Source organism: Syntrophales bacterium (genome assembly GCA_030018935.1).
Classification (GTDB): domain Bacteria; phylum Desulfobacterota; class Syntrophia; order Syntrophales; family CG2-30-49-12; genus CG2-30-49-12.
Genome location: JASEGZ010000001.1, coordinates 82351 through 108503, shown reverse-complemented (window position 1 = coordinate 108503; position 26153 = coordinate 82351). Strand labels below are relative to the sequence as shown.

21 protein-coding genes are annotated in these 26153 nt (G+C 50.2%); 1 reads left to right on the top strand and 20 read right to left on the bottom strand.

Features of this window, described 5'->3' with window-relative positions; translation table 11 throughout:
• Positions 1 to 201: 201 nt before the first annotated feature.
• Positions 202 to 411 carry a dodecin family protein gene (locus tag QMD03_00520; GenBank protein ID MDI6775720.1) on the top strand — a complete coding sequence of 70 codons (210 nt, stop codon included), beginning with the start codon at positions 202 to 204 and terminating at the stop codon, positions 409 to 411.
• Positions 412 to 670: 259 nt separating this feature from the next.
• On the opposite strand, the gene QMD03_00515 is transcribed toward QMD03_00520, so the two are convergent.
• The 20 genes from QMD03_00515 to acsC form a co-directional block, all read right to left on the bottom strand.
• Entirely contained in the window at positions 671 to 1555 is an 885-nt protein-coding gene (locus tag QMD03_00515) for a methylenetetrahydrofolate reductase (GenBank protein ID MDI6775719.1), read from the bottom strand.
• 3 nt (positions 1556 to 1558) lie between these two features.
• Positions 1559 to 2224 (bottom strand): methylenetetrahydrofolate reductase C-terminal domain-containing protein, encoded by a 666-nt coding sequence (locus QMD03_00510; GenBank protein MDI6775718.1) that lies wholly within the window; start codon positions 2222 to 2224, stop codon positions 1559 to 1561.
• Between the two features lie 61 nt (positions 2225 to 2285).
• Complete coding sequence (nuoF, locus tag QMD03_00505) at positions 2286 to 5408, bottom strand: NADH-quinone oxidoreductase subunit NuoF (protein MDI6775717.1); 3123 nt, start codon at positions 5406 to 5408, stop codon at positions 2286 to 2288.
• 50 nt (positions 5409 to 5458) lie between these two features.
• Positions 5459 to 5926 carry an NADH-quinone oxidoreductase subunit NuoE gene (gene nuoE / locus QMD03_00500; GenBank protein MDI6775716.1) on the bottom strand — a complete coding sequence of 156 codons (468 nt, stop codon included), beginning with the start codon at positions 5924 to 5926 and terminating at the stop codon, positions 5459 to 5461.
• Positions 5898 to 8537 carry a molybdopterin-dependent oxidoreductase gene (locus QMD03_00495; GenBank protein ID MDI6775715.1) on the bottom strand — a complete coding sequence of 880 codons (2640 nt, stop codon included), beginning with the start codon at positions 8535 to 8537 and terminating at the stop codon, positions 5898 to 5900. The genes nuoE (QMD03_00500) and QMD03_00495 overlap by 29 nt, the downstream gene beginning before the upstream one ends.
• Before the next feature lie 466 nt (positions 8538 to 9003).
• On the bottom strand, positions 9004 to 9876 hold the full coding sequence (locus QMD03_00490) for a methylenetetrahydrofolate reductase (protein ID MDI6775714.1): 873 nt from the start codon (positions 9874 to 9876) through the stop codon (positions 9004 to 9006).
• Between the two features lie 20 nt (positions 9877 to 9896).
• Complete coding sequence (locus QMD03_00485) at positions 9897 to 10469, bottom strand: response regulator (protein ID MDI6775713.1); 573 nt, start codon at positions 10467 to 10469, stop codon at positions 9897 to 9899.
• A gap of 91 nt (positions 10470 to 10560) precedes the next feature.
• Positions 10561 to 12492 (bottom strand): PAS domain S-box protein, encoded by a 1932-nt coding sequence (locus tag QMD03_00480; GenBank protein MDI6775712.1) that lies wholly within the window; start codon positions 12490 to 12492, stop codon positions 10561 to 10563.
• Between the two features lie 53 nt (positions 12493 to 12545).
• Positions 12546 to 13475: a methylenetetrahydrofolate reductase gene (locus tag QMD03_00475; protein MDI6775711.1), complete on the bottom strand. Its 930-nt coding sequence runs from the start codon at positions 13473 to 13475 to the stop codon at positions 12546 to 12548.
• Entirely contained in the window at positions 13472 to 14140 is a 669-nt protein-coding gene (locus QMD03_00470; protein ID MDI6775710.1) for a methylenetetrahydrofolate reductase C-terminal domain-containing protein, read from the bottom strand. The genes QMD03_00475 and QMD03_00470 overlap by 4 nt, the downstream gene beginning before the upstream one ends.
• A gap of 134 nt (positions 14141 to 14274) precedes the next feature.
• Positions 14275 to 14700 carry a hydrogenase iron-sulfur subunit gene (locus QMD03_00465; protein MDI6775709.1) on the bottom strand — a complete coding sequence of 142 codons (426 nt, stop codon included), beginning with the start codon at positions 14698 to 14700 and terminating at the stop codon, positions 14275 to 14277.
• Positions 14701 to 14800: 100 nt separating this feature from the next.
• Positions 14801 to 17836 (bottom strand): CoB--CoM heterodisulfide reductase iron-sulfur subunit A family protein, encoded by a 3036-nt coding sequence (locus tag QMD03_00460; protein ID MDI6775708.1) that lies wholly within the window; start codon positions 17834 to 17836, stop codon positions 14801 to 14803.
• A 144-nt stretch (positions 17837 to 17980) separates the two neighbouring features.
• Positions 17981 to 18802 carry a CoB--CoM heterodisulfide reductase iron-sulfur subunit B family protein gene (locus QMD03_00455; protein ID MDI6775707.1) on the bottom strand — a complete coding sequence of 274 codons (822 nt, stop codon included), beginning with the start codon at positions 18800 to 18802 and terminating at the stop codon, positions 17981 to 17983.
• Entirely contained in the window at positions 18799 to 19365 is a 567-nt protein-coding gene (locus QMD03_00450; protein ID MDI6775706.1) for a 4Fe-4S dicluster domain-containing protein, read from the bottom strand. Before QMD03_00450 ends, QMD03_00455 begins: the two co-directional genes overlap by 4 nt.
• Before the next feature lie 45 nt (positions 19366 to 19410).
• A complete protein-coding gene (locus QMD03_00445; GenBank protein MDI6775705.1) occupies positions 19411 to 20499 on the bottom strand; it encodes a hypothetical protein in 1089 nt (362 codons plus the stop codon).
• 70 nt (positions 20500 to 20569) lie between these two features.
• Positions 20570 to 21343 (bottom strand): AAA family ATPase, encoded by a 774-nt coding sequence (locus tag QMD03_00440; protein MDI6775704.1) that lies wholly within the window; start codon positions 21341 to 21343, stop codon positions 20570 to 20572.
• A 6-nt stretch (positions 21344 to 21349) separates the two neighbouring features.
• Positions 21350 to 22105, bottom strand: coding sequence for an AAA family ATPase (locus tag QMD03_00435; GenBank protein MDI6775703.1), 756 nt, complete (start codon positions 22103 to 22105; stop codon positions 21350 to 21352).
• Between the two features lie 96 nt (positions 22106 to 22201).
• Complete coding sequence (locus tag QMD03_00430; protein ID MDI6775702.1) at positions 22202 to 24076, bottom strand: NADH-ubiquinone oxidoreductase-F iron-sulfur binding region domain-containing protein; 1875 nt, start codon at positions 24074 to 24076, stop codon at positions 22202 to 22204.
• Between the two features lie 88 nt (positions 24077 to 24164).
• Complete coding sequence (gene nuoE, locus QMD03_00425) at positions 24165 to 24656, bottom strand: NADH-quinone oxidoreductase subunit NuoE (GenBank protein MDI6775701.1); 492 nt, start codon at positions 24654 to 24656, stop codon at positions 24165 to 24167.
• Positions 24653 to 26008 carry an acetyl-CoA decarbonylase/synthase complex subunit gamma gene (gene acsC, locus QMD03_00420; GenBank protein ID MDI6775700.1) on the bottom strand — a complete coding sequence of 452 codons (1356 nt, stop codon included), beginning with the start codon at positions 26006 to 26008 and terminating at the stop codon, positions 24653 to 24655. Before acsC ends, nuoE (QMD03_00425) begins: the two co-directional genes overlap by 4 nt.
• Positions 26009 to 26153 lie beyond the last annotated feature (145 nt).

Below are 26153 nucleotides of genomic sequence, written 5' to 3'. Positions count from 1 at the left end.
AACAAACCGGACAGATTGTGTGCTACAAACCGGACATATCACGTGTTACTAACAACGCTTTACATTTTTGTTGACATAGCTCGCTTTTTATCATAGTTTAATTTTAGACTTTAAGAAGCGATAAATTGCTAATGGTGGAAAAAGTAAGTTTAAGGATAAATCTAACCTGGTAACCTTAACCGTTAAGAAAGGAGAGAGATCATGACTGAAAGCACTTACAAGGTTATTGAGATCGTGGGAACAAGTAAAAATTCGTGGGAAGATGCGGCGAAAAATGCCGTGGAAACTGCAGGAAAGACCCTCACCGACCTGCGGATCGCTGAAGTTGTTAAACTCGACGTGACCATCGAGGGCGGAAAAGTTGCTAATTTCCGGGCAAGAATCAACCTCTCATTCAAATATCAAGAATAAGACCTTTGCAAAATTGAAAATTGGCTTCAGAAAGGGCGAATTCGCAGCATCAGCGGAGCTGGATTGAAGATTCACGTAGCTAATGCAAGATTTTTTCGCAACCATTCTTCGCAAAGCGAAATGTCCGCAAAGGCAAATGTTTGAGCGCGCAGCGCAAGTTGTTGCCTTTGCAGTGAAGTGAGCGTTAGGGGGTGCATCACACGCGCCCCTCTGCCCTTAAGGCGGAATACATTCATGTCCCCCCATGGTCTGGCCGGGGTCAGAGCCCTGCCTCTTTTAAAATCTCCGGTACTACCTCCTCTTTCCCGATAGCCATAATATGGACCCCATCGCAGATCCGTTCCTCCTTGATCTCACGGATCATACGCCCGGCTATCTCGATCCCCTTGCCCAGGGCACTTCCCTTGGGGGCGGCGGCCATTTCATCAATCAGTTCCTGCGGCACCCTGACGCCCGGTACATTTTTATTCATGTAGCGGGCCATGGGGGCGGAGGTGAGAAGAATAATACCCGCCAGTATCTTCACGGGAAATTGACGGGCATAGGACATAAAATCTCTGAATTTATCCAGGTCGTAGATGGCCTGGGTCTGGATGAACTCCGCCCCGGCCTCTATCTTCTTTTCAAATTTGATCAACTGAGGCTCCAGGGGATTGGCCTCCGGGGTCACAATAGCCCCGGCACAGAAGGATACCGTACCGTCCAGTTCATTCCCCCCCAGGTCTTTACCCTTCTCGAGTAGGCGGATGGCCGCCAGAAGCTGGGAGGAATCCAGATCAAAAACCCCTCTCGCCTCCTTATGGTCACCTACCACGATGGAATCACCGGTCAGGCAGAGGACATTGCGTATCCCCCGACTATAGGCAAAGAGAAGATCAGCCTGGAGGGCCAACCTGTTCCGATCCCGGCAGGTCATCTGGAGAATAGGTTCCCCCCCCTGTTCCTTTACCAGAAGTGCTGCTCCCAGAGAGGGATAGCGCATGACGGAACTCTGGTGGTCGGTAAGATTTATCGCCGCCACGCAATCCTTCAGGAGGGCGATATGATGGATCATTTTTTCCAGGTTCGTTCCCTTGGGCGGACCAACCTCACTGGTAACGATAAACTTGCCAGAGGCTAAAGTTTCTTTAAAGCTTGCGGCCATGGCTTAGATACTCCTTTCTTCCTGGGGAACGAAAAAGACTCCTGGACGAGGAGCTACCTGGTGATTTCTCGGCCCCTGGTACCTCCGCATGAGGTCCAGCTTCCCTAAGTTCTCCAGGCGCTGGTAAATCAATGTCCAGGCGCAATCCTTTTGCGGGTCAATCTCACATTTTCCCTCCCTGGTTCCTCCGCAGGGACCATTGACGAGACCCTTGTGACAGGTGGTAACCGGGCAAATGCCCCCCGTCTCTCCGATGATGCAGATCCCACATTGGGAACAGACCTCATGAAATTCACCCAGACCTCGCTCTTTCCCGATAAAAAGGGTATCCAGGGCGGGTATCACGGCCCTCTCCAGCCTCCTGGCCACGGTCTGGACCCCAAAGGCACAGGTCATAATCAGAAGGACCTGGGCCTCGGAGATAGCTGATTGGTTTACGGCCAGCGCCTCCTGGGTGATTTCATCACAGGCCACGGGAAGTACCAGGTATCCGATCACCAGTCGGTTGGCGACCTCTAATTTTTCTTTCATCTGGAGGACCTCTGGCAGCCCGCCGGTACAGCAGAGGGTCACACAGGTCCCACATCCAATAATGAAAACCCGGCTATAGTCCCCCAATAAGCGTTCTATCTCCTCCATACTTTTTTGCCTTGTAATGGACCGAATCATGGAGTGCTCCTTTAGTTTTTACAATCCTTTAAACCCGCTTTCAGTAACCGCCGACTACCGCCTACCTCTCCAGGTCGCATCGGAGACAGCGGGTGGCCTCCTCCCTGGCCTGTTCCTCGGAAAAACCTGTTTCAATCTCGCGAAAATCTTGAATCCTCTCTTCCGGCCGGTGGGCGGGAACCTTCTGGCGAGGCATGACCTCCACCATCTCTTCCCCGGCGGCAAGGCGCACATCATCAACCACATGGACCTTTTCATCCCTGATCTCAATACGGGATGTGTCATTTCTCAGGTATTTATCAATGGCCAGGGCAGCCCGCCGCCCAGCCGCAATAGCATAGATCAAAAAAGTTGGTCCCGTAACAAAGTCCCCACCGGCAAATATCCCGGAAATGTTGGTAGATAAGGTGTTTGAGTCCACCTGGAGGGTCCCCCAGCGCGCCCGCTCTAACTTGCTGTCCGGGGGGAGGAAACTCAGGTCCGGCGCCTGGCCCACCGAGGGGATCAGGGTGTCCAGTTCCACAAAGAATTCTGATCCCTCTATGGGGACGGGCCGGCGGCGGCCGGAGACCTCCGTCTCCCCCAGACGCATTCGTATACACTCTATCCCTTTAAGTTTCCAGCCTTCGCTCACAATACGGGTGGGGCTGACGAGAAAGTGAAAATGAATACCCTCCTCCACGGCCTCCTGATATTCACTTTCTGTAACCGGCATCTCCTCCCGTGTACGGCGGTAAAAGACACTTACTTCTTCTGCACCCAGACGAAGGGCGGTACGGGCGGAATCCATCGCCACGTTTCCACCGCCAATGACCCCTACCCGTTTCCCCACAGAGACAGGCTTCCCTACCTTGACATCCACGAGAAATCTCAGGCCGTAGAGCAATCCCTCCAGACCCTCTACCTCTCCTGGTATCCCTAACTGACTGCTCCGCTGCGCCCCGGCAGCGATAAAGACCGCAGTGTAGCCCTCTTTCTTGAGGTCGTCCACCGTATAGTTCACATTGATGGGGGTACTGTAGCGGATCTCCACCCCCCTGGCCTGAATATGGGCGATCTCTCTTTCCATGACTTCCTTGGGAAGTCGGAAATCCGGGATGGCCACCCCTAACATTCCCCCTGCTACTGGCAGGGCCTCGAAAACTGTGGGGCGGTATCCCATCCTAACAAGAAAATAGGCACAGGAAAGCCCTGCCGGCCCGGCCCCTACAACGGCCACCCGCTCTTTCCTGGTCACGGGAAAGGGAGGAGGTGGTTCCCCGACATTCTCAAAGTACCAATCGGCGGCAAAGCGTTTTAAAGACTTGATGGCCACCGGAGCATCCAGCTCTCCCCTCCGGCACTTGAACTCACAGGGATGGCTGCAAATCCGTCCACAGATAGCGGGGAAGGGGTTCCTCTCCCGTATCAGTTCCGTGGCTTCAGCGTATCTCTCCTGGGCGATCAGGGCCACATAAGAAGGAACATCAATCCCGGCCGGACAGGTATGCTGACAGGCCGAGATAACCATGGCATCACAGACCGCTGCCGGACACTTATGCTCTTTGATATGGGTCTCATACTCTTCCCTAAAATAGGTCAGGGTAGAGAGTACGGGATTGGGACAGGTCTGCCCCAGGCCACATAGAGAACTCTTTTTCACGTTTTCGCCGATATTCCTCAGACGTTCAAGATCCCCTTCTCTCCCCTCTCCCCTGGTAATGCGGGTGAGGATCTTGAGCATCTGGAGGGTTCCGAGGCGACAGGGAGTGCATTTGCCACAGGACTCATCCTGGGTAAAGGTGAGAAAAAAGCGGGCGAGGTCCACCATGCAGGTATTCTCATCCATGACGATAAGCCCCCCCGATCCCATCATCGAGCCTACCTCCCGCAGAGAGTCATAATCAATAGGCAGGTCGAGAAAACGGGCCGGGATACACCCCCCTGAAGGCCCCCCCATCTGGGCGGCCTTGAAGTTGCGGCCCTTCGGGATACCCCCCCCGATATCGAAGATAACCTCCCTGAAGGTAGTACCCATGGGAACCTCCACCAGGCCGGTGTTATTGATCCGGCCGGTGAGGGAAAAGATCTTTGTCCCCTTACTCTTCTCTGTCCCGATATTTGCATACCATTCCCAGCCTTTCAGGATGATGGACCGTACATTGGCAAAGGTCTCCACATTATTGATGCAGGTGGGCTGCCCCCTCAGGCCAGCCTGGGCCGGGAAGGGGGGACGGATACGGGGCATCCCCCTTTTTCCCTCCACCGAGGTGATGAGGGCCGTTTCCTCCCCGCAGACGAAGGCCCCGGCCCCCTCTTTGATCTTAATTTGAAAGGAAAAATCCGTTCCTAAGATCCTGGACCCGAGAAGGCCAAGCTCTTTCGCCTGCCCCAGGGCGATCTTCAGGTGCCTGGTGGCGAGAGGGTATTCTGCCCGCACATAGATGTACCCCTCTGTGCTCCCCATGGCATAGGCGGCGATGAGCATCCCTTCCAGGACGAGATGAGGATTTCCTTCCAGCACACTGCGGTCCATGAAGGCCCCCGGATCTCCTTCGTCGGCGTTGCAGATCAGATACTTTGCCTTTCCGGGATTTTGCCGGGTAATGCGCCATTTAGTACCGGTAGGGAAGCCGGCCCCCCCCCGGCCACGGAGACCCGATTTTTCCACCCAGTCAATCACCTCTTCAGGGATCATGGAGGTCAGGGCCTTACCCAGAGCTGCATACCCTCCGCGGGCGATATAATCCCCTATCTCTGTGGGGTCAATCCGTCCATTATCACTGAAAACAATTCTCTTTTGTTTATCATAGAAGGGGATCTCATGATCGTAGATGAATTTCTTCCCCGTCACCGGATGGGTGTAAAGTAATCTCCCGATGACATTTTTCTGGATAAGGGTCTCGCGGACCACCTCCGGGACATCTTCCTTAGTCAACTGCTGATAGAAGATCTCCTCCGGCAGGATCACCGTCACAGGACCACGTTCACAGAATCCATGACACCCTGTCTTTTTGACATCAATCTTACCTTTAAGACCCTGTCTTTCTATCTCCTCCGTAAATGCCTTACGTACCTCCTCGGAGCCCCAGGCACTGCATCCTGTACCTCCACAGATCGTCACGCAGGGCTTGGCAGGATCCCTCTCTTGTATCAACTTCTGTCGGAAGTGGAGTAAATCTTCTACATTCCTCAATCTTTCCATGCAGACCTCTTTCACCCTAAAAACAGGAATAAATGCAGCCAAATCTTTGGCTATCTATAAGAATGCAAAACTGTCTCTATCTTCCTCGGATTCATCTTCCCATAGTAAGTGCGATTAACCACCATTACCGGTGCCAGGGCACAGGCACCGAGACAGGCCACCGTTTCCAGGGTAAAATGAGAATCCGGGGTAGTTTCTCCATCTTCGAGATTAAGTTCCCGCTGCACCACCCGCAAAACCCCTCTCCCCCCGCGCACATGACAGGCAGTACCCCGACAGACCCTGACCACGTTTCTCCCCCTCGGATACGTATAAAACTGGGAGTAAAAGGTGATGACACCCTGCACTTGAGAGGGAAAAACCTTTAAGACCCCGGCAATGTGAGGAAAGGTCTCTGGAGGAATATAACCAAAGACCTCCTGCACCTCCTGGAGAACCGGGATGAGGGCCTCGGGATCACCCCGGTAAGGGTTCAGAATCTCATTGAGCTTAGGCAGCGTCATCTCTGTCTGGTTCATCGTCAATCCTCTCAATTCTGACGGCACAACCTTTCTGAAGTTGTGATTTGGTCTCCTCATCCCAGAGGTGATCGAGGAGACGGTTCTCCCCCCTGCTGGGATAGCCATGGGAAGCAAAGATCAGCCCCCGGGGAAGATCAGGATCAAAGCGAATCCTGCTCTGTATCTCCCCCTTCCGCGAAATTATCCGTATCTCATCCCCTTCCGCAAGACCCAGGGCCGCCCCCTCCTCCGGCGAGATGGCTACGCAAGGATCGGGTGCCAATTTTTTCAGGCGTGAAGAGCGGGAGGTACGGGTCCCCCACCCGAGGTGGTGCCTGACCGCCCCTGTCATAAAGTAAAAGGGGAAATCCTCTTCTTTTTCTAAAAATTTCTGAGGTGTATCTGTCCCAGAAAGGAGAAATCTCGGTCGCACCTGCCCAGGGGAAAGCCGGCCCTCCCCTCTTACAAGGAGATGCGTGGGGATGCCCCCATAGAGAGGCGCCTTCTTTCCGATTTCCTCCCAGAGTTCCGTCGGCTCCTCCGGGGCAATCCTCTGGCCCAGTTTTTCCCCCAGACGCCGGAAGATCAGGCCATCGGGAAGACTATTCCCCAGGGGTGGGAAGACCTTGTTGATCTTCTGGATTCTGCCTTCAAGATTGATCACCGTTCCCTCCTTCTCGGCAAAAGATGCCGCCGGTAAAACCACCCGGGCCATGTTTGCCGTCTCGGTGAGATAGAGATCCTGTACCACAAGAAAGGGAATCCTGGCCAGAGCCCTCTCCACCCAGGCGCGATCGGGAAAGGAAATCAGAGGATTTTCACCCACGATATAGAGGGCATTAAGTTTCCCCTTGTCAGCGGCCTGGATCATCTCAAGCGCCGTCAGCCTTTCCTTCTCCGGTACCTGGTTGGCGTTCGCCCCCGAGGGCACAAAACCGGGCAGGAATTCAGGAACTAATCCCATACCCCAGGCCCCAAGGGTATTGTTCTCCTTGAGGAGGGGAAGGATACCGACGTCCCATTCTTCTGATTCTCCTTTCAGGATCATCAAATTAGACAAAGCCCTCACCAAGGCCACTCCCTCCGGCTGCTGGGTAACCCCATCTCCAAAGATGCAGAGGACTTTTGCGGCCTCACCGAGAAGCCTGGCAGCCTCGTGTAGTTTCTCATCACCGACACCGGCCTGTCTGGTCAGTAATTTCAGGTTTCCCCTTGTAAAGTTTTCTTCCCACTCTCGAAACCCGTCGGTATGGGCATGGACAAATTCCTTATTCCAGAAACCATTCTGGAGCATGATCCGGGTAATACCGTGGATGAGGCTCAGATCACCTCCCAGGGCCGGTCTCAGGTGCAAGGTGGCAAAACGGCTCAAGGGGGTCTTCCGGGGGTCAATGAGAATCAGGCGGGCCCCTGAATCACGGATGGCGCGTTTAAGGTAATAGCTCAGGACGGGGGCTGTCTCCGCCGGATTGGCCCCGATCACGAGAAAGAGATCCGCCTTTCCCAGTTCACTAAAGGATTTGAGCATCCCCGGTCGGCCCATGGCATCGAGTAGTACCTTAAAGGCCGGTGCAGCATAGAGACGACTTCCATTATCCACATGGGGAGACCCGAAGACGGATCGGGCGAGTTTCTGGAAGAGGTAGTTCTCCTCGTTGGTCAGGCGGGAGGAACCCAAAAATCCGATCGCCTCCCCCTTCTTCTTGTCCTTTATCGCTTTCAAGGAGGACGCCACAAGTTCCAAAGCCTCTTTCCAGGATGCCTCCTTCCAGCCCCCTTCCTCACGTAACAGGGGGGTACGCAACCGGTCCGGACTATGGATGAAATCCAATCCGAAGTGTCCCTTAACACAGAGAGTTACACCGTTACTGGAACCCTCTCCGTGGGGTCTCACCCGGATCAGGCGCCCATCCATAGATTCCAGCGCGACAGAACAACCGCAGGCACAGAGAGGACAAACGGTCTGGCTCACCTCCCTCCCCGTTCCCGGCCAGGGCAGCCCCACCTCTGTGAGAGCCCCTGTGGGGCATAGTGAAATACAGGTCCCACAAAAGGTACAATTGGATTTCTCAAGGGGTTGATTGAAGAGGGTACTGGGCCGGGCTTCGAAACCCCGGTTCAGATAATCGAGAACCCCTTCCACCACCAGGTCCTGATCCCCCCGAATACATTTGGCACAGAGGATACACTTACTCATGTCCCGCTTGAAGAAAGGATTTCTGTCCTCCGAGGGGAAATACTGGGGCATGGGATCCATATCTATCAGGCCTACTCCCAGATCGCTGGCAATCTGACGGAGCTGACACCGGTTTCCTTTATCACAGACCAGACAGGATTCAGGATGTGATGCTAAAAGCAGCTTCACCACTATGCGCCGGCATTCCAGGACCGGGGCTGAATCGGTTTTAATGATCATACCGGGCTGGATGGCAGTGACGCAGGCAGGAAGAAGAGCCTTCCGGTTTTCCTCTTCCACGAGACATATCCGGCAGGCTCCGATATCTTTCAGGTGCGGGTCATGACAAAGGGTAGGGATAGAAATACCCATCTCCCGTGCCAGGGCAAGGATGGTCATCCCTGTCTTTCCACTTACCGTGGTTCCGTTTATCGTCAGGGTGATGGTATCCAAAGTTCCTCCTTACAGTTCCATTGCTCTGAGGCTCATGGTACGGCCGGCTATTTTCGCAGTTTACTTCGCAGGTTTCAAGCCTGCGACTACTATCACTCCTATCACCACAGCCGGGACAGACAAGACCATCCTCTTGGCTGATTCCTGACCCTGACCCCCTAATAGAGCGTTTCGTAAGTTCCATGTCTTCTCAACAGACGAGAGTGTTCTGGAAACGGGACGGTTCTATTTATATTTGCAATCTCCTTTTCCCTTGCCTGCAATGTCGGCTTATGAGTTTTTATCATATTTAATAGGCCTCAATTGTATTTTGGCATATGCCGCTTAACTCGTTCCCAATTGCACTCAGGTGCAATTCTCCTCCCCAAAATGGGGGGATAGTTGCACCTCGGTGCGTTTATTCCAACTCTGGCTGAAGTGCCAGAATTCCCCTACCCATGATAAATCTTGTCACTAAGTTTATAGCTTAAAGTTTTGCCGCCTCGAGGTATTTGGAAATACGGTCCTCTGCCCCGATAGGAATGAAATGGACTCCCTGGCAGAGGTGCCTGAGCCCCTTCACCAGATCGCTGACAATTTCAATGCTGGCTTTCTCCTTATCCGGTGCCCTGGCCAGCTTTTCGATGACGAAGTTGGGCACCAGTCCCATCTTGACATGTTTGTTGAGGAAGAGACACATCTCCGCTGATCTCACGAGAATCACCTCTGCGATCACCGGGATCCGCATCGGTTCCACCCGTTTCATGAATTGGTTGAAGGAATCGAGATCGAAAACCGGTGTGGTAAGAAAATACTTGGTCCCTAAACTGGCCATTTCCTCCATTTCTTTCAATTCCAGGTCGGGCACCTTCTTACCACAACTGGCATCAATCCCCGCACCCACACAGAACCTACTTTTAACAGGTATCTCTCTCCCCGAAATGTCATGACCCTCACGGAGACCCTCGAGCACGGAGAAGAGCTTCCCCGAATCAACGTGAAAAAACATTATCTCCTGGAGGCTATCCCCGGTAATGCGGTAATCTTCCGTAAAGGTAAGAATATTTTCGATTCCTGCCTCGGAGGCGTGGAGGAGGTGATCCTGAAGGTCAAGCCGATTCTTCTCCCGACAGGTGGTCTGGAGGATAGGCTCAAATTTTTGTTCCTTCAACACCCGACAGGTTCCCATTATATCCGTAACCAATCCCTCGATCTTCAGTTCAGGAACGGTCAGGGCATCCACCCTTCCCCGGATCCGCTCCACACTTTGCGCGAGTTCCTGGACATCTGTACCGATAGGTGGCTGAACTTCTGAGGTCACCACAAATTTTTTGCTCTTTAAATTTTCTTCCAACTTCATAAATCTCTCCTCCTTACCCTTCACTTCTTTAAGCCCAAAAGTTTGGCCACCTCGAATTTCAATTGTTCCAGGGGAAGGGGTTTGGAAAAACAGGCATCCGCTCCATACTCCTTCATCTGTTTAAAGGCTTCATCATCAAGATAGGCCGAGAGAACGACGATCTTTGTATCCCTTGTTTCAGGATTGGACTTGATCTTCTGACAGACCTCATATCCGTTGATGTCAGGCATCATGATATCCAGGATTAAGAGATGGGGTTTGAAATGGCTTACCTGGAGGCCCGCCTCAAAACCATCTGACGCGGAGATCATCTCATATCCGTACTCATCCTCTTCGAGGGCCTGCACAATCGTCTCCACAATGATCCTGTCATCGTCCACAACAAGGATTTTCTTTCTTTCCTCTCCCCCTGGTTCTTCGGGCAGAGGCATTCCCCTCTCCTGGAGAAACTTATCCAGATCCTCTTTTTTAATCCTCCGATGCCCCCCCACAGTCTTATAAGCCTTGATGTAGCCTGCATCAATCCAATTGATGATCGTTTTGGACGAAACATTACAATACTTGCCTGCCTGAGAAACAGTCAGAATTTCCATGATTTTATCCTTTTTAGAAATATTATCAAATTTACTAACTTTCCTGATAATATAGAATTTATAACTTGTCAAGAAAAATTGGGGGGTCCCTTCAAATAGGTAAACCGATAGTAAAGGTAGTTCCCTTCCCCTCCTCACCGTCTACCCTGATCTCGCCACCATGACCTTTGATAATTCCATAGCAAACTGAAAGTCCTAAGCCTACCCCCTTTACCTTCTGTTTTGTGGTAAAAAAGGCCTCAAAGATTTTGTCCCTGATCTCTTCCGGAATTCCTATTCCTGTATCCTGAATATGAATCAGGACATTCTTTTTCTCCCTTGCCGTCCTGACGGTGAGGGTCCCTCCCTTGGGCATAGCCTCCATGGCATTTTTAATAATGTTCAGCATTACCTGCCTCATCTGATTTGTAGAGGCCATCACCTCCGGGATTTTACTATCCAAGTATGTCTCCACCTTGATATTCGATTCCCTCATCTGCTTCTCCATCACCGAGAGAATCTCCTCAATCAGCTCATTAATCCTGATGGGCGTCCTCTTTTCCTCTTCAGGCTTTGAGAAACTGAGCATGTTCCGGAGCATCTCCGAGAGCCTCTGAGTTTCCGAGAGGGATAATTCCAAAATCCTTCTCCGTTTACTCTGCGGGGGAATTTCAGTTTTGAGGAGTTCCAGTGTGTTCATAATACCGTAGATGGGGTTGTTCAACTCATGGGCGACCTGGGAAGTAAGTCTGCCCATAGCCGCCAGCTTTTCCGACTGGAGAAGGGCCTGCTGCGTCTTCTGGAGTTCTCTCTCTATCCTCAATCTCTCTCTCAAGTCCTTAAAGATACCCACACTGGCAACCTCTTTTCCCCCCCCATTGTAGATGATAGACGCCGAAAGGTCTCCCTCGATCAGTTCTCCATCCTTTCTCCGTTGTGTAATAGGAAAGGAAGTCAACTTTCCCACCCCTCCAAAATCAGGCATTTTCAGTTTCTTCATCACTTCCCTGGCTACGCCAGGTGGATAGATGTTGCTGATATTCATCTTTCCCACCACCTCCCCTGCCGTATAGCCCAGGATGTTTTCCGCTCCCCTGTTAAAGATGAGGATATTACCCTTCATATCAGTTACAAAGATCGCGTCAACCGAACTCTCAATCAGATTTGTTAAGAATTCGTTCGCCTCTCTCAGTTCTCTTTCCATCCTCTTTCTTTCGGAAACATCGTTCATGATCCCTTCATACCCTATGATCGTTCCCTTTTCATCCCTTTTTGCATGGGCAGTAACTAAAACCGTGATCTTCTCGCCATTCTTTTTCTTAAACTCCAATTCAAGCTCTTTAACGAATTCCTGTTTTTCAATCAAACCCTGAAAGGCCGTGCGATCTTCCGGCCTCATATAGAGATCCTTGGCGATATCAATCTGCAAAAATTCATTTTTATCCTGGTATCCCAACATCTCAAGCAAAGCCTGATTGCAGTCGAGAAAACGTCCCTCATTGGTACTGATATAGAGGCCATGCCGCACCCTTTCGAAGAGGTTACGGTATTTCTCCTCCGATTCCTTTAAATCCCTTTCGTACTTTTTTCTCTCCGTAATATCCCGGAGATAGGCATAGGTCCTTACCCCCCCCTGCTCCAACTTCTCAATGGTAATGCAGACCTCTGCATCCCTTTTTGTACCACTGCTCGTTATGATCTCCATCCCTGTACAGAGCCGTTTACTTTCATCCGCTCCCAATCCTGAATGCATTTGGGCAAGATAACCGATATCCCCCTCAATCAGGAGACAACGAAAATCCTTTCCTATCAATTTCTCTTTTGGGTATCCGGTCAGTTCAGAGGCAACGGTATTGGCGAACTCGATCCGGTACGCCTCATCGAAGACGATAATGCCATCATCACCCATCTCCGCGATCTTCTCAAAGCGTTTAGTCGCCTCATGGATGTCTTGCTGGATTACCTTTTGTTCAGACTCTTTTAACCTCTTCTCCAGATCGGTTACCTTTCGTTTCAGTGCTTCACAACTAAGGCTTTGTCTCATGATTGTCTACCCTCTTGCCCAACTTTACAATAACCGTAACTACTCGCTACAATTCACGGTAATTGCGGCCTGGGCAGAAGACCTGCCGCTTCGGCAATCTCCGACACCTTCTCCTCCCACTCAATGGCCATAATGTGTATCCCCCGGACGCCGGGGATCTCTTTTAACCTCTGGATCGTCTCCACGCAGATATTTATCCCCTCCTCTGCCTGCTGCTCCTTCGGCACCCCTTTCATCCTCTCAATCATCTCATCCGGCACATCCATTCCCGGCACCTGATTTTTCATGTACCGTGCCATCCCTACCGATTTAAATGGCGTCACCCCTGCCAGGATTGCACATTTCTCATGCAACCCCCGGTCTCTCACCATCACCATCCAGCGTTCAAACCGCTCCAGGTTATAGATACACTGTGTCTGGATAAATTCACAGCCGGCCTTTACCTTCTTTCCCAACCGGGGCGCCCGTATCTCAAAGGGATCTGCAAAGGGATTCTCCGCCGCCCCGATGAAGAGCATCGGTTTTCCCTTGATCTCCTCTCCACCAATAAATCTTCCCTCATCCCTCATTGTTCTCACTGCCTGAATCAACTGGATCGAATCTATGTCAAATACATTCTTCGCCTTCGGATGATCTCCGAACTTCTGATGATCACCGGAAAGACAGAGGATGTTGTTGATCGAAAGCGCCGCTGCGCCAAGAATGTCACTCTGGAGAGCAATTCGATTCCGGTCCCGGCAGACCACCTGGAGGATCGGATCAAACCCCATCTCCTTCAAGATCACACAGGAGGAAAGAGAGGACATTCTTACTACCGAGGTCTGATTATCCGTTACATTGACCGCATCCACCACTCCCTTGAGCAGCTCTCCCTTTTTACGCACTACTTCCGCATCGGCACCTCGCGGTGGCCCGCACTCCGAAGTAACTACAAATCCTCCTGCATCCAGGATCCGCTCAATGTTTGATCTGGTGTTTGTCATAGCCTCAAATCCTCCCTTACTCTCTTCCTCGGTCCCCCATCTCTTGCCGTCGTCCAATCCTTAACCGGGATAATCTCTTCATAGCGATCCATCTGGCCGAGTTCCTGCAACCGATCTATGATCAACTGCCAGCCACAGTCAACCTCTTTGTCAATCTCACACTTGCCTCCTGAAGAACCGCCACATGGACCATTAAGCAAGCTCTTCGCACAACGGGCAATCGGACATATTCCACCCGTCTTATCCAGGATGCAGCTCCCACAGCCCTGGCATCGCTCCGACCATACCCCCTGCTCCAGGGTCACCCCTAAGAAGGTGGTATTGACCGCCGGCACCACCAATTTCGACCGGTAAGTCTCTGCCACATATTGAACCCCGGCCCCACAGGCCATGGAGAGGATTAGCTCATAGTCTCCCACAAAGGGGCGGATCTGATCAATGTATTCATAATCACATTGACGTTCCAGGGTGTGTTCCTTTATCTCAACCTCATCCCCATCCTTTGCTCGGGAGAGTCGCAACTCCGAAGCGAGGACTCCTACCTCCCTCTGTCCTCCCACCGCACAGACCGTCACACATTCATTGCACCCGAGAAGGAGAATCTTCTTATAGGGTTTGACCATCTCTAAAATCTCCTCCAGGGGTTTACGATTTGCTACAATCATTGCTTCCTCCGATAATTACAGCGCCATAGAGACTTTACAGCCCCCCTGTCCTGTAATTCTTTACTCTGTAACTACTCAGGTGTTTAGGCTGAAGACCAAAGGCTGAAGTGTCCTAAAAGTCTTCAGCCTTCAGTCTATCTACCTGTTTTTACGGGAGACGGTCCCAGGGATCGAATCTTCTCCGTCATTTCTTTGGCTACTGCGGCAAACCGCTGCCCCTCAGCAGCAGACATGTTGTACATCTCTAACCGTGAACCACCAATCCCCGACTCATCCAGTAATTCTTTCACATACTGAACACGCTTCTTCGCCCTTAGATTACCTTTAAGAAAATGGCATTCTCCTTCGAGACATCCGGCCACAAATACACCATCCACCCCAGACTCAAAGGTGCGAAGAATCATCAGGATATCCACCCTTCCCGTACAGGGGACCTTCACAATCTTCACATTGCTGGGATAATCGAGCCTCATCGAACCTGCCAGGTCCGCTGCGGTATAGGCTCAATACTCACAACAAAAAGCGAGAACCTCCGGCTCAAAACCGTTATTTTCCACCATACCTCTTTATCCTACCTGTTGACACACGTCATATGTCATATGTCTTATGTCTTATGTCTTTTATATTACGACTTATGACGTATGACGTATGACTGATGTTTTATGACATGAGTGCCTGGCATTTGGCCTCAAGCTGGGCTTCGCGAAAATGCATCAGTTCTATGGCCATAGCTGGACATTCCGCCGCACAGGATCCACACCCCTTACACTTCGCAATATCAATCTCCGCCTCACCCCGGACGTTGATCACCGGCACTTCATAGGGACAGACCCTTACGCAGGTCAGACATGCCGCACACCGCTCACCATCTACCACCGCCACAACTCCCCCTACCAGTATCTTCTCTTTGGACAGGATGGTACAGGCCCGGGCCGCGGCGGCCATTGCCTGAGAGATACTCTCGCTGATCAATTTCGGGCCGTGTCCCGTCCCTGCCAGATAGAGACCATCGGTAGCAAAATCCACCGGTCTCAACTTCATATGGGCTTCTAAGAAAAACCCCTCTGCCGTGCGGGGTACTTTCAAGAGGTTCGCTAATTCCTTATTCCCCCTCGGAATGGTAGCGGCAGACAGAACCAGAAGGTCAGGCTTTAAAGCGACCCGTTCCCCGATGGTATCATCCATAAGGGAAACAAAGAGATTTTTACCCTCCTTCTTGACTTCAGGTTTATTGCCGGGGTCATATTTGACAAACATAATCCCTTCCTTACGGGCCTTCGTATAGTAAGATTCGAGGAGTCCATAGGTTCGCATATCTCTATAGAGGATATAGATTTTCGCACCGGGACTGAGTGCCTTCAATTTGAGGGCATTCTTCACCGCCTCCGCGCAACAAACCCGGCTACAGTAAGGCCGTTCTTCATTCCTCGATCCTACACACTGAATCATCACCACCTGTCTTAACTGTGTCGTTTCCTCCGGATGGGAGGCAATGCTGCCTTCCAGTTCCAACTGGGTAACAATACGGGGGTCTTCCCCATAGAGATATTCAGTGGGTTTCCATTCTTCGGCGCCTGTGGCCACGATCGTTATCCCATGCTCGATCTTCTGATAGTACATAGTCGGCGCCACCATGATCCCGGTGGAAAAGTTCCCTCTAGAGCCGCTGAAATCAACGACCAGCGCATTGGTGATGACGACGATTAAAGGATGAGCGGTCACCTGCCCGATCAAATCCTGCAAATATTCCTGGACGTCTTCGCCCTCGATTGTATAATGGATGTTCCTCGCATTCCCTCCCAGCTCGGCCTCTTTTTCAATCAAAAAGACCTCATACCCCTGCTGAGCCAGCTTGAGGGAGGCGGTTATCCCCGCTACCCCTCCTCCGATGACTAATCCCTTCGGGATGACCGACACGATTGATTCATGGAGAGGCTGAACCAATCTCGCATTGGCCATGGCCATCCGGACGAGGTCTTTAGCCTTAATGGTCGCTTTTTCTTTCTCGTGCATGTGGACCCAAGAGCACTGGTCACGAATGTTGGCCATCTCAAAGAGGTATTTGTTCAGCCCGGCCTCCCGGACAGTCTCACGGAACAGAGGTTCGTGTGTCCTCGGGGAACAGGAGGCAACGACGACACGGTTCAGTTTGTACTCCCTGATCGCATCTTTAATCTTTTCCTGGCTATCCTGGGAACAAGCGTAAAGACTCTCATCTGTGTAAACCACATTCTCCAAGTTGCGCGCATACTCCTTCACCCCGGGAACATTGACCACACCTCCAATATTGGTCCCGCAGTGGCAGACGAAGACACCGATCCGTGGTTCCCCGCCCCGGACATCAATCTCAGGAGGGAGGTCCTTCTTCTTCATCATGGTTCCCCGCACCCCGGCAAGGAGACCAGAGGCGTTTGTTACCGCGGCGCTGGCCTGGGCAACCGTCTCGGGAATATCCTTGGGTCCCTGAAAAGTACCGCACACATAGATACCGGACCGGCTGGTATCAAGAGGGGAAAACCCACCGGTCTTGCAGAACCCGTAGGCATCCAGCTCAAGGCCAAGTGTCTGAGCAACCTCTCTTGCACCCTTTGAGGGTGTAAGACCCACGGAAAGGACAACCAGATCGAATTCCTCCTCCTGGAGATGATTTTCGGAATCCACATAGGTGATCATCAGGTTTTTTGACTTTGGTCTCTCCGCCACCCGGGAGACCATCGAACGGATAAACCGGACCCCATGTTCCTCTTTTGCCCTCTCATAATAGGCATCGAAACCCTTTCCATGGGCGCGGATATCCATATAAAAGAGCGTGGGTTCCACATCCGGCTGATGTTCACGCGCGATGACCGCCTCTTTGATGGCATACATACAGCAGATTGAACTGCAATATTCATTGCCGCCCATCTCGGTCATATCTCTGGAGCCAGAGCATTGGATCCAGGCAATCTTCTTCGGGGTTTTCTGATCCGAGGGTCTTAAGATAGTTCCCTGAAATGGACCGGAGGGACTGAGGATCCGCTCAAATTGGATGCTGGTAATAACATTGGGAAAACGGCCATATCCATAGGCGGTCAATCGTCTCGCATCGAATTCGTCAAATCCCGGGCTCAGGATGATGGAGCCCACTTCCATGACGACCATTTCTTCCTGCTGGTCAAGATCAATGGCCCCTGCCTGACAGGCTTCCACACATTTCTTCTGACATTTTCCTCTGCTTAAAAAGAGGCAACTCTTTTCGTCTATAACTGCCTTCAACGGGACGGCCTGGGGAAAGAGGATATAGATGGGCTTTCGCCTGGCCAAACCTTCTTCAAATTCAGAAGGCACACCCTTTTTCATGATACAGGCCTCAATACACGCCCCACAACCTGTGCATTTGGAAATATCAATGTAACGGGGCTTCTTCCTTACGGTAACTCTGAAGTTTCCGGGCTCCCCCTCTACCTTTACTACCTCAGAGTAGGTGAGGACCTCTATATTCAGGTGACGACCTGCCTCGACCAGTTTGGGGGAGACGATACACATGGCACAATCGTTGGTGGGAAAGGTCTTGTCCAGTTGGGCCATGACGCCGCCAATCGCCGGCGAGGACTCCACCAGGTAAACATAGTAACCGGATTCGGCCAGGTCAAGGGAAGCCTGGATTCCCGCGATCCCGCCTCCTACAACCATGACGGCCCCTATTTTATCGGTCATATATCCCTCACAATGGATAAAATTCTAAACAAATTCAAATATCAAAATTTTAAACTTTTTTGTTTGAGTCATTTGTATTTTGAACATTTGTGCTTGTTTAGGATTTAGTATTTCGTATTTAGAATTTCTCTGCATGAATAAGCTTTAAATCAATCCCTTTTTACTCAGCATTTTGGTGGGGTCAACAATATGCCGGCCCAACCATTTTTTTACATCTTTATGGCCGAGTGCCAATCCCATTAACTCTGTAAAATAGAGGATAGGGAGGTTAAAGTTTTCTCCTGCCTCCTTTTCCAGCTCCTCCTGGCGGGTATCGAGATTGGCCTGACAGATAGGACAACCTACAACGATGCAATCTGCCTCTGCCTCTCTGGCCATAGAGAGGAGGCGTCCAGTCAATTTTTTTACAATATCTGTCCGCGCCAGCATCAGGGAGGATCCACAACAGTCAGTTTTATACGACCAAGGTATCGGCTCGGCGTCAATCGCTTCCACCACCCTGTCCATATGCTGAGGGTTTTCATGTTCTTTCACTCCCGTAAGCTGCGGGGGGCGAACGGCAAGACACCCGTAATAACAGACGACCTTAAGCCCGGAAAGGGGTCTGACCAGCCTCTTCTTCATCTCCTCTAAGACCGGCTCGTCGGAAAAGAATTCAAGGGCATACCGGATGGGAACACCTCCCTCCCCTATTTCCTTTTCCGCTGCCTTAAGCCGGCTAAAACAGGCTACACAGGGGACAAGCAGTTCCCTGGCGGATTTGTTGGCAATGTCAAGATTCCGGCCGGCAAGCGCGATGGACAACCGCTCATCCGTACAGTGGGCGGAACTTGCACCGCAGCAGTTCCAGTCCTCAAGCTCAGAAAGCTTGATACCGAGGATATCTGAGACGCCCCGGCATGACTCGTCATACTCCCTTGCCGTCCCGTGGAGGGAACATCCAGGGTAATAAGAAACTTCTTTCAACCTCTCTTTCCTTTCTCATAAACGTTGAAGATCTCCCTGATCTCTTTTTTAGAACTGAAGGGGGGGGGGAGGAGCCTAATCTTTCCCCGGCGGAACATCTTCCATCCCAACTCGGTGTCTTTGAGAAAGTCCCGGGTCTTAGACTTAAACTGGAAGATGAGGCCAAGCTCGTAAACCCTTCCCCCTTTTTTGATGGCATCCAAAAAGACGGAGTGGAAAATGGGAACGTCCTCTTCCCCTAACTTGACCCCCGCATGAATCGCCAAGTGCCTTAAGGTATCCATGACTCTGGCAATACTGATGTTATTGGGACAGCGAACGCCACAGGTATAACATGAGGCGCAAATCCAGATGGTCCTCGAAGAGAGAACCTTCTCCCGATGGCCGTACTGTATGTGGCGGAGGATCTGATGGGGAAGGATACCCATCGCATAGGCAACCGGACACCCTGCGGAACACTTCTGACACTGATAACAGCTATCTATTGTCTCACCGCTCGCATTAACTACTTCCGAGAGGAAAGAATCTCCCCTCTGGCCTCTCTTTTCGTCTTGATTCATCATTTATAAGACCTTCTTTTCCCTGAAGGTCGCAAATAGTTTGCGATATTAGCTATAAAGGTGGTACTTCTCCCTTAGTATCCAGGAGAGTTCCGGGAGGAAGGTAAACGCCCTTTCCACAATACATTCCTCAATAGTGGGAAACTGACATTTTTCCTGGATTTGTGCGGTTATCTCATCGCCCTCCTCGCTAATATCCCTAAGACAACACCTCGCTGGCGCCACCAATGCCCGTTCAGCAATCTCCTCAACTGTCAAATTCGTATACTGGGCAGCGACTTCCCAATAATCTATTAACCGATCAGCTAATGTCTCTGGTGTTTCTCTGGCGAGAATCGCTGATTCAGTGGGGATGATACCCCAGCATATAACACCATCGCCTCTCAGAAATTCAGCCACTGCACCGGCATATTCCCTGGGCATGAATTCAATTTGATAGGCATCAAAGGAGAGGATCTCAATCCCTAATTTCAGCAGGTAAGGCAAGTTCACATTAGCGCAAAGATGGAGACCCTTAGGACCTTCTAATCCCTGAAGAAAGCCCAGATAGTCTTTCTGAGCCTGGCGGTCGTTGTAACCGGAGTAACCACTAAACACGTAGCCTAGTCCTGGCTCATCCACCCAGACAAAGGCATCTGGATTCCTTTCTCTGAGCTCATGGTACTGGACATTTACCTTTTTCTGGATGAAGTCAAATAGAACAGCCCTTACCTCATCATTATAGATGATAGGCTTCCGATTCTCATCAATCACATTGAAGCCAAAACTCACTGGCCCGGTGATCTGCCCCCTGATGGCATAGCATCCTCCCGTCTCCCTCGCCAGAAATTTGTGATAAACCACCGAATACTTCTCGCTCAGGGCAAAGGTTTCGGTATCGTCCATTTTTTCAAAATAACCCCCCAGTTCCTGTTCAAACCTGACCGTACTAAAGTTAAGCCTCTTATTTTCAGTATCTACCACTATACCGGGGAAATTCTCTGATGCCTGGGCATACATATCCTCATAGAAGCTTACCCTGGGAAGCTGGGGCCAGAATGGAATATCCAGACTCAGGGCAAATTCAATGGCCTTCTCGATATCTGTATAGGGCATAATGCCCATCGCCGTTGTTCTGCATTGTGGCGGCTTAAGCATAATGATATTTCAGTAACTAACAAGCTTTACACAGGCAATTACAGGTAATCCAATAAGCCGTTCCCCATAATCAGGAAGTAAGCTCATAACCAACCCTTAGCAGTATTTTTTTAATGGACAGCGAGGCAGGTGAATCTTCGGGTAGCTCCAGTAAGGACTTACCTTTCAGGTTATATCCCCTCACATCGGGGTCATAGTCTATTCTTCCTGCATAAGTTTCGCCTGTGTTTCGTAAATATTCTTCCGCTTCCTCAGTAAATCTATAGTTCCCTATCAGGTAAAGGTGCTTATAGCTGATTTTTACCCCTCTTGCAACATGTTTAATCCTTTCTATGTGCTTTATTGACTTCTCTGAGGGATCTAATATGACAAACAAATCATCTATACGAGGTGTTATCTTTCGGTTCAAATGCTCTAACCCGGCAGGTGAATCCACCACTATTTTTTCATAGTTTTGAACCAGTTCAGAAATGGCATCCTTAATTATCTCATCGGCCATACAATAACAACCTGGGGTTAACTTTTCCCCCAGGGAGATAAGATCAAATTTTCCATCTTTATATAGACAATCACCACCTTTGATCATACCTCTTATTAAATCAGAAGTAGAACCATCATCTGTTCCCTTGATATCCCCCATTTCTCCAATAATATTGTAGAGCGCCTCCGATACGGTCCTTTTCCCTTCCTTTTCCAGATCCACACCAAGCATCCCAACTAAGCTTCCATCAGGATCAAGATCAACAAGCAAGATGGGATAGGCATTGATATATCTGGTAAATAAGACGACAAAGGACGATTTTCCCGTTCCCCCTCTTCCCGTAGAGACGATTATTTTACCCATACCTCATTAAACCAATTTTGCCCTGGCTAAAATATTCATGACAGCGAGGCAGGCAGGTGAATCTTCAGGCAAGTCGAGCAAGGATCTTCCTTTCAGGTTATACTCTTCCACATCGGTATCATAATCTATCTTCCCCAGGTAAGTTTCACCTGTAAGTTGCAGATATCTTTCTGACTCTTCATCAAACATATAATTTGCCACCAGATAAAAGTGGTTATAGTGGATCCCCACTGCCTTGGTAATATCCTTGACCCTTTCGATATGCTTCAGAGATTTCTCGGAGGGATCCAGGATAACAAACAGATCATCTATATCTGAAACTATCTTCCGATTTAAATGTTCCAGCCCTGCCGGTGAGTCTATGATAATATTCGTGTAGTTCTTGGCTACCCCGAGGATGGTTTTCTTTAATAGATGGTCAGGAAAGCAATAGCAGCCTTCGAAATCCTTTGTTCCCAGAGTGATAAGGTCAAACCTTACATCCTCATATAAGCAATCACTCCATATTAAAGACTCAAGCCTCTCGTTTACCGAAACCAGAGGACTCCCACCACCCTGCCTTTCATCAATAACATCATAGAGTACTTCACTTACCGTCCTTTTTCCTTCTCTGTGAAGATCAACTCCCAGCATATCTCCCAGACTAAGGTCAGGATCGAGGTCAATAAGGAGTGACGGGGGCTTGAGATAGCGACTGCTTAAGGCAACGAAGGTTGTTTTTCCTGCCCCCCCTCTTCCTGTGGAAACAATTTTTCTCGGCATTCTATTCTACACTTACAGCCATAGCCTTTCCCTTTTACGTCATACGTCTTTTGACTTACGACTTACGACTTACGACTTATGACTTATGACTATTTTCTATGGCGGAAGTTCACTAATTGGCGAAAGCTTTACTACCGCATTGTATTCAGGAGGGCAAACTTGAAGGCATGAGCTGCATTTAGAACACTTATTCTGATCAATAACCTTTACTTCCCCCTTCCCCCCTTTAATCGCCTCTGTTGGACAGACCAGGACACAATGTTCACATCCCCTATCACACTTCTCAGGGAGGATGTAATAGGCGATAAGCTCCTTACACACCAATGCCGGGCAACGTTTTTCCCCTATATGGGCCTCGTATTCATCTCGGAAATAGCGCAAGGTAGTAAGGATAGGATTAGGGGCTGTACTTCCCAAGCCACAAAGTGATCCCCCCTTCACGTCTTCAGCCAGGGCAAGGAGAAGATCAATGTCTTCCATTTTCCCTCTCCCTTTCGTGATGTCCTCCAGAATGTGGAGCAGATGTAAGGTCCCCAGGCGACACATAGTGCACTTACCACAGGATTCCCTCGTAACAAAGTCAAGAAAGAATTCGGCCGTATCAACAGCACAATCACCCTCATCCATAAAGATCATCCCACCTGAACCCATCATGGAGCCAGCCTCACGCAGGGAATCAAAGTCAACAGGGGTGTCAAGCAGACTTTCTGGAAGACAACCTCCTGAGGGACCACCAATCTGTACCCCTTTAAATCGTTTCCCATTTTGCATACCACCGGCAATATCATAAACAATCTCGCGTAATGTCGTCCCCATGGGCACCTCGGTGAGACCAGGATTGTTAACCTTGCCTGCCAGGGCAAACACCGCTGTACCCTTACTCCTTTTGGTACCAATCCCGGAAAACCAGTCTGCTCCCCACTCAATTATCAAAGGGACATAGGAAAAGGTTTTCACATTGTTTAACAGGGTAGGTTTGGCCCATAATCCAGCTTCTGCAAGACGAGGAGGTCTCGGTCTCGGTTCACTCCTCCTTCCTTCCATAGCAGAAACCAGTGCCGTCGCTTCACCAGAGACAAAAGCGCCAGCCCCCTTTGCTATCTCGATATGAAAACCAAAACCGCTACCCATAATATCATCCCCGAGGAAACCCAATTCCTTAGCCTGTCTCAAGGCAACCTGCGTTCGTTCAACTGCGAGAGGATATTCGGCACGAACATAGATATAACCCTCCCTGGCACCTATGGCATAGCCAGCAATAATCATCCCCTCGATAACTTGCTGTGGGTCGCTCTCCAGGATAACTCGATCCATAAATGCACCAGGGTCTCCTTCGTCTCCATTGCATATCACATATTTTGGTGTATCCTTAGCAGTGCGGCATAGTTCCCATTTACTGCCGGCAGGAAACCCGGCACCACCTCGCCCTCGGAGCCCTGACCCTTTTACCTTCCCAATTATCTCCTCAGGCGACATCCTCAGTGCTTTATCAAGACCACGATAGCCACCATTGGCGATATAGTGGTAGATATTTTTAGGGTCAATGTAGCCACAGCGACGTAGTATCAGACGTAACTCGTGTTCAAACCGGGAAAGTTCGGGGATATAGGGACCGTTCTCCCCCTCTGTCTCGAGGGTTCCCAGGGCAAGCTCCAGACAGGGGTCATCACCTAAGATGTAACCATCGATCAGACGTGGGACAAGCTCTGGAGTTATGTTATGATATACGATACGGAGGGATTCGAGTTTGGATATGGTAACCAATGGCTCGGCATAACATAGCCCCATGCACCCCGTCTCTATGACCGGGATTTCCATGCTTCGCCGAGCCAGTTCTTTATTGATGAGATCGGCTATATCTAAAGCGCCGGCTGCCCTACCACAGGTAGCTGTGCTTATGGTAATATAGATCCTATTCTGCAGGGTCTCCCATTCTGACCTTGCCTTATCCTCAACCTCCCTGAAAGTCATAGTATTATAATTTAATTGAGCCTGTTCCTGAAACTGTCAGGAACAGGTTTCTCTCCCTCCTGGAAGGCTGAGACCTTCTCTCAAGTCATCAAGGAGACAGAGAATCCTGCTTATAAGGTATCAGAGATTCCTCCACCTTAAAAGGTGTCATCCCCGGATAAATTTTAGTCTTTATTACTACAACGGGAGCCAGCATACAGCAGCCTATGCAGGCGACCCTCTCCATGCTAAATTTATAATCTTCGGTAGTCCCTCCTACCGTAATGTTTAACTCCCTCTCCAGGGCCTCCAGGATAAGGTTGCCCCCTGCCAGATGACAGGCGGTCCCAAGACAAACCCTGATCGGGTATTTACCAAGGGGAACAAAACGAAACTGATTATAGAAGGTAGCGACTCCCCAAACCAATACCTTCGGTATCCTGAGGAAGTTGGCTATCTCCTCCATTGCCTCCCGGGGGAGATAGCCCAACTCTTCCTGGATCTCCTGCAAGAGGGGGATCAACTCTCTCCTCTCTCCCCTGTACCCATGTATAATCCCGGCTAATTTCTCTCTTTCCTCCCCGGTCATCTCTTTTTTCAACTCTTCTTAATAAACTCGGGAAGGAATGCCGCCAATCCCATCGCCTCTCTGGGCCCAACCACAATTTCCCACCCCGGCAGGGCATCCTCTAATTCCCCTTTAATACGTGCCACCTTCCCGGGGATAACTAACTTTTTGTGTTTTACCCTCTCAGCGATGCCACATTTCTTGACGAATGCGGCAATAGAATCCCCGCTGAACTTACCCGCCGCCCAACCTGTAAGGACACCAAGCCCCTCTGTATCCTTCACACAGAGATAAGAGGGGATTTTAGTGGCCTCAATCGCCGACGCGACAATAAAGTATGTCAATGCCCAGTTTGAAGTGATCAGAACAGGCGACCCTTCAGCCGGTTCCCCTATTTCATAGTACTTCTCTTCTACCGCCAGGGGAAAGCGGGGGTCAGTATAGATATTAAGCCTCTGTACTAAAAGGGGAAGGAGAGAGTATTGGTCGAAATCGGAAAGGACGATTATGCCTGCGTATTTTACTATTAACAGGGCAGCGGCAAGGATCTCCTTCAGACCATCTTTGGCTATAAAACAAGGGAAGGTAATGGTTGGATAGCCGAGGGGTCTTACGCTCTGCTTTAAGGCCGCCTTCCTGATAAAAGTCTGATCTCTCATCGCCTCCATCAAGCTCTCAGAGCCCGGGTCCAGGATTAAATCTTCAACCCCCGCATCCTTTAACTTGCCAGTCAGAGATATCAACTCTTCTATACCTTTCCCACGAACCCCTATTGGTGTAAGCTTTTCTTTAATCTTCGGTATTGCCCTATCGAGGTTCTCTCCGGTTATCGGGTAGAGAAGGGGATTTCTGTCCGCACATATATCCCGGGCAGAAAAAAGGACATCCATATCCTGGGAGATCAATACCATGCCCGAGTCTACCGCATCATAGATTTTTTTCACCAGAGCTAAATACTTATTCTTCTCTCCCGATTCAAAGTATGGGGCCACAAGGTCCGCCTTCAGATTCAGACCAACCCAGGGGAACTGAAGATTTTTTATCTTTCTTATCTTCTCCTCCACTCTCGATTCATCTTCCCTGTCCGAGATGAGAAGAGCGATCCCTGGTGGGTGGATAAAGGTCTTATCATGACGATATATCACCTCCTCGTTCCCGATCTGCAACTTATCTTCTCCCGAGCCTATGGTAACGAGCCTTATTGGTGGCGCTAATAGATCCGCGAGCTTTGCCTTCACCTCTTCTGAGAGATAAGGGCACTTATCCACAGTCGCTCCGCCAGATACGAGCTTCATAGCGAAGGCAAAACAGGTGGGAAAACCACAATCTTTACACGGCTTCCTCCCGGGAAGCATCTTTACGATTTCAGACCCTGAAATTGGCATAACTACCCTCCTGATTGAATACTAATTTTGGAATTTTGAGAACTCCAGAGGTACAAGAAGGATGGTTCAATTTTCCTTCACCCTCTTTTTTCCCGGCAATTGCAGATAACGGGACGCCGGGGTTGGCGAATTCCCATTTACGATT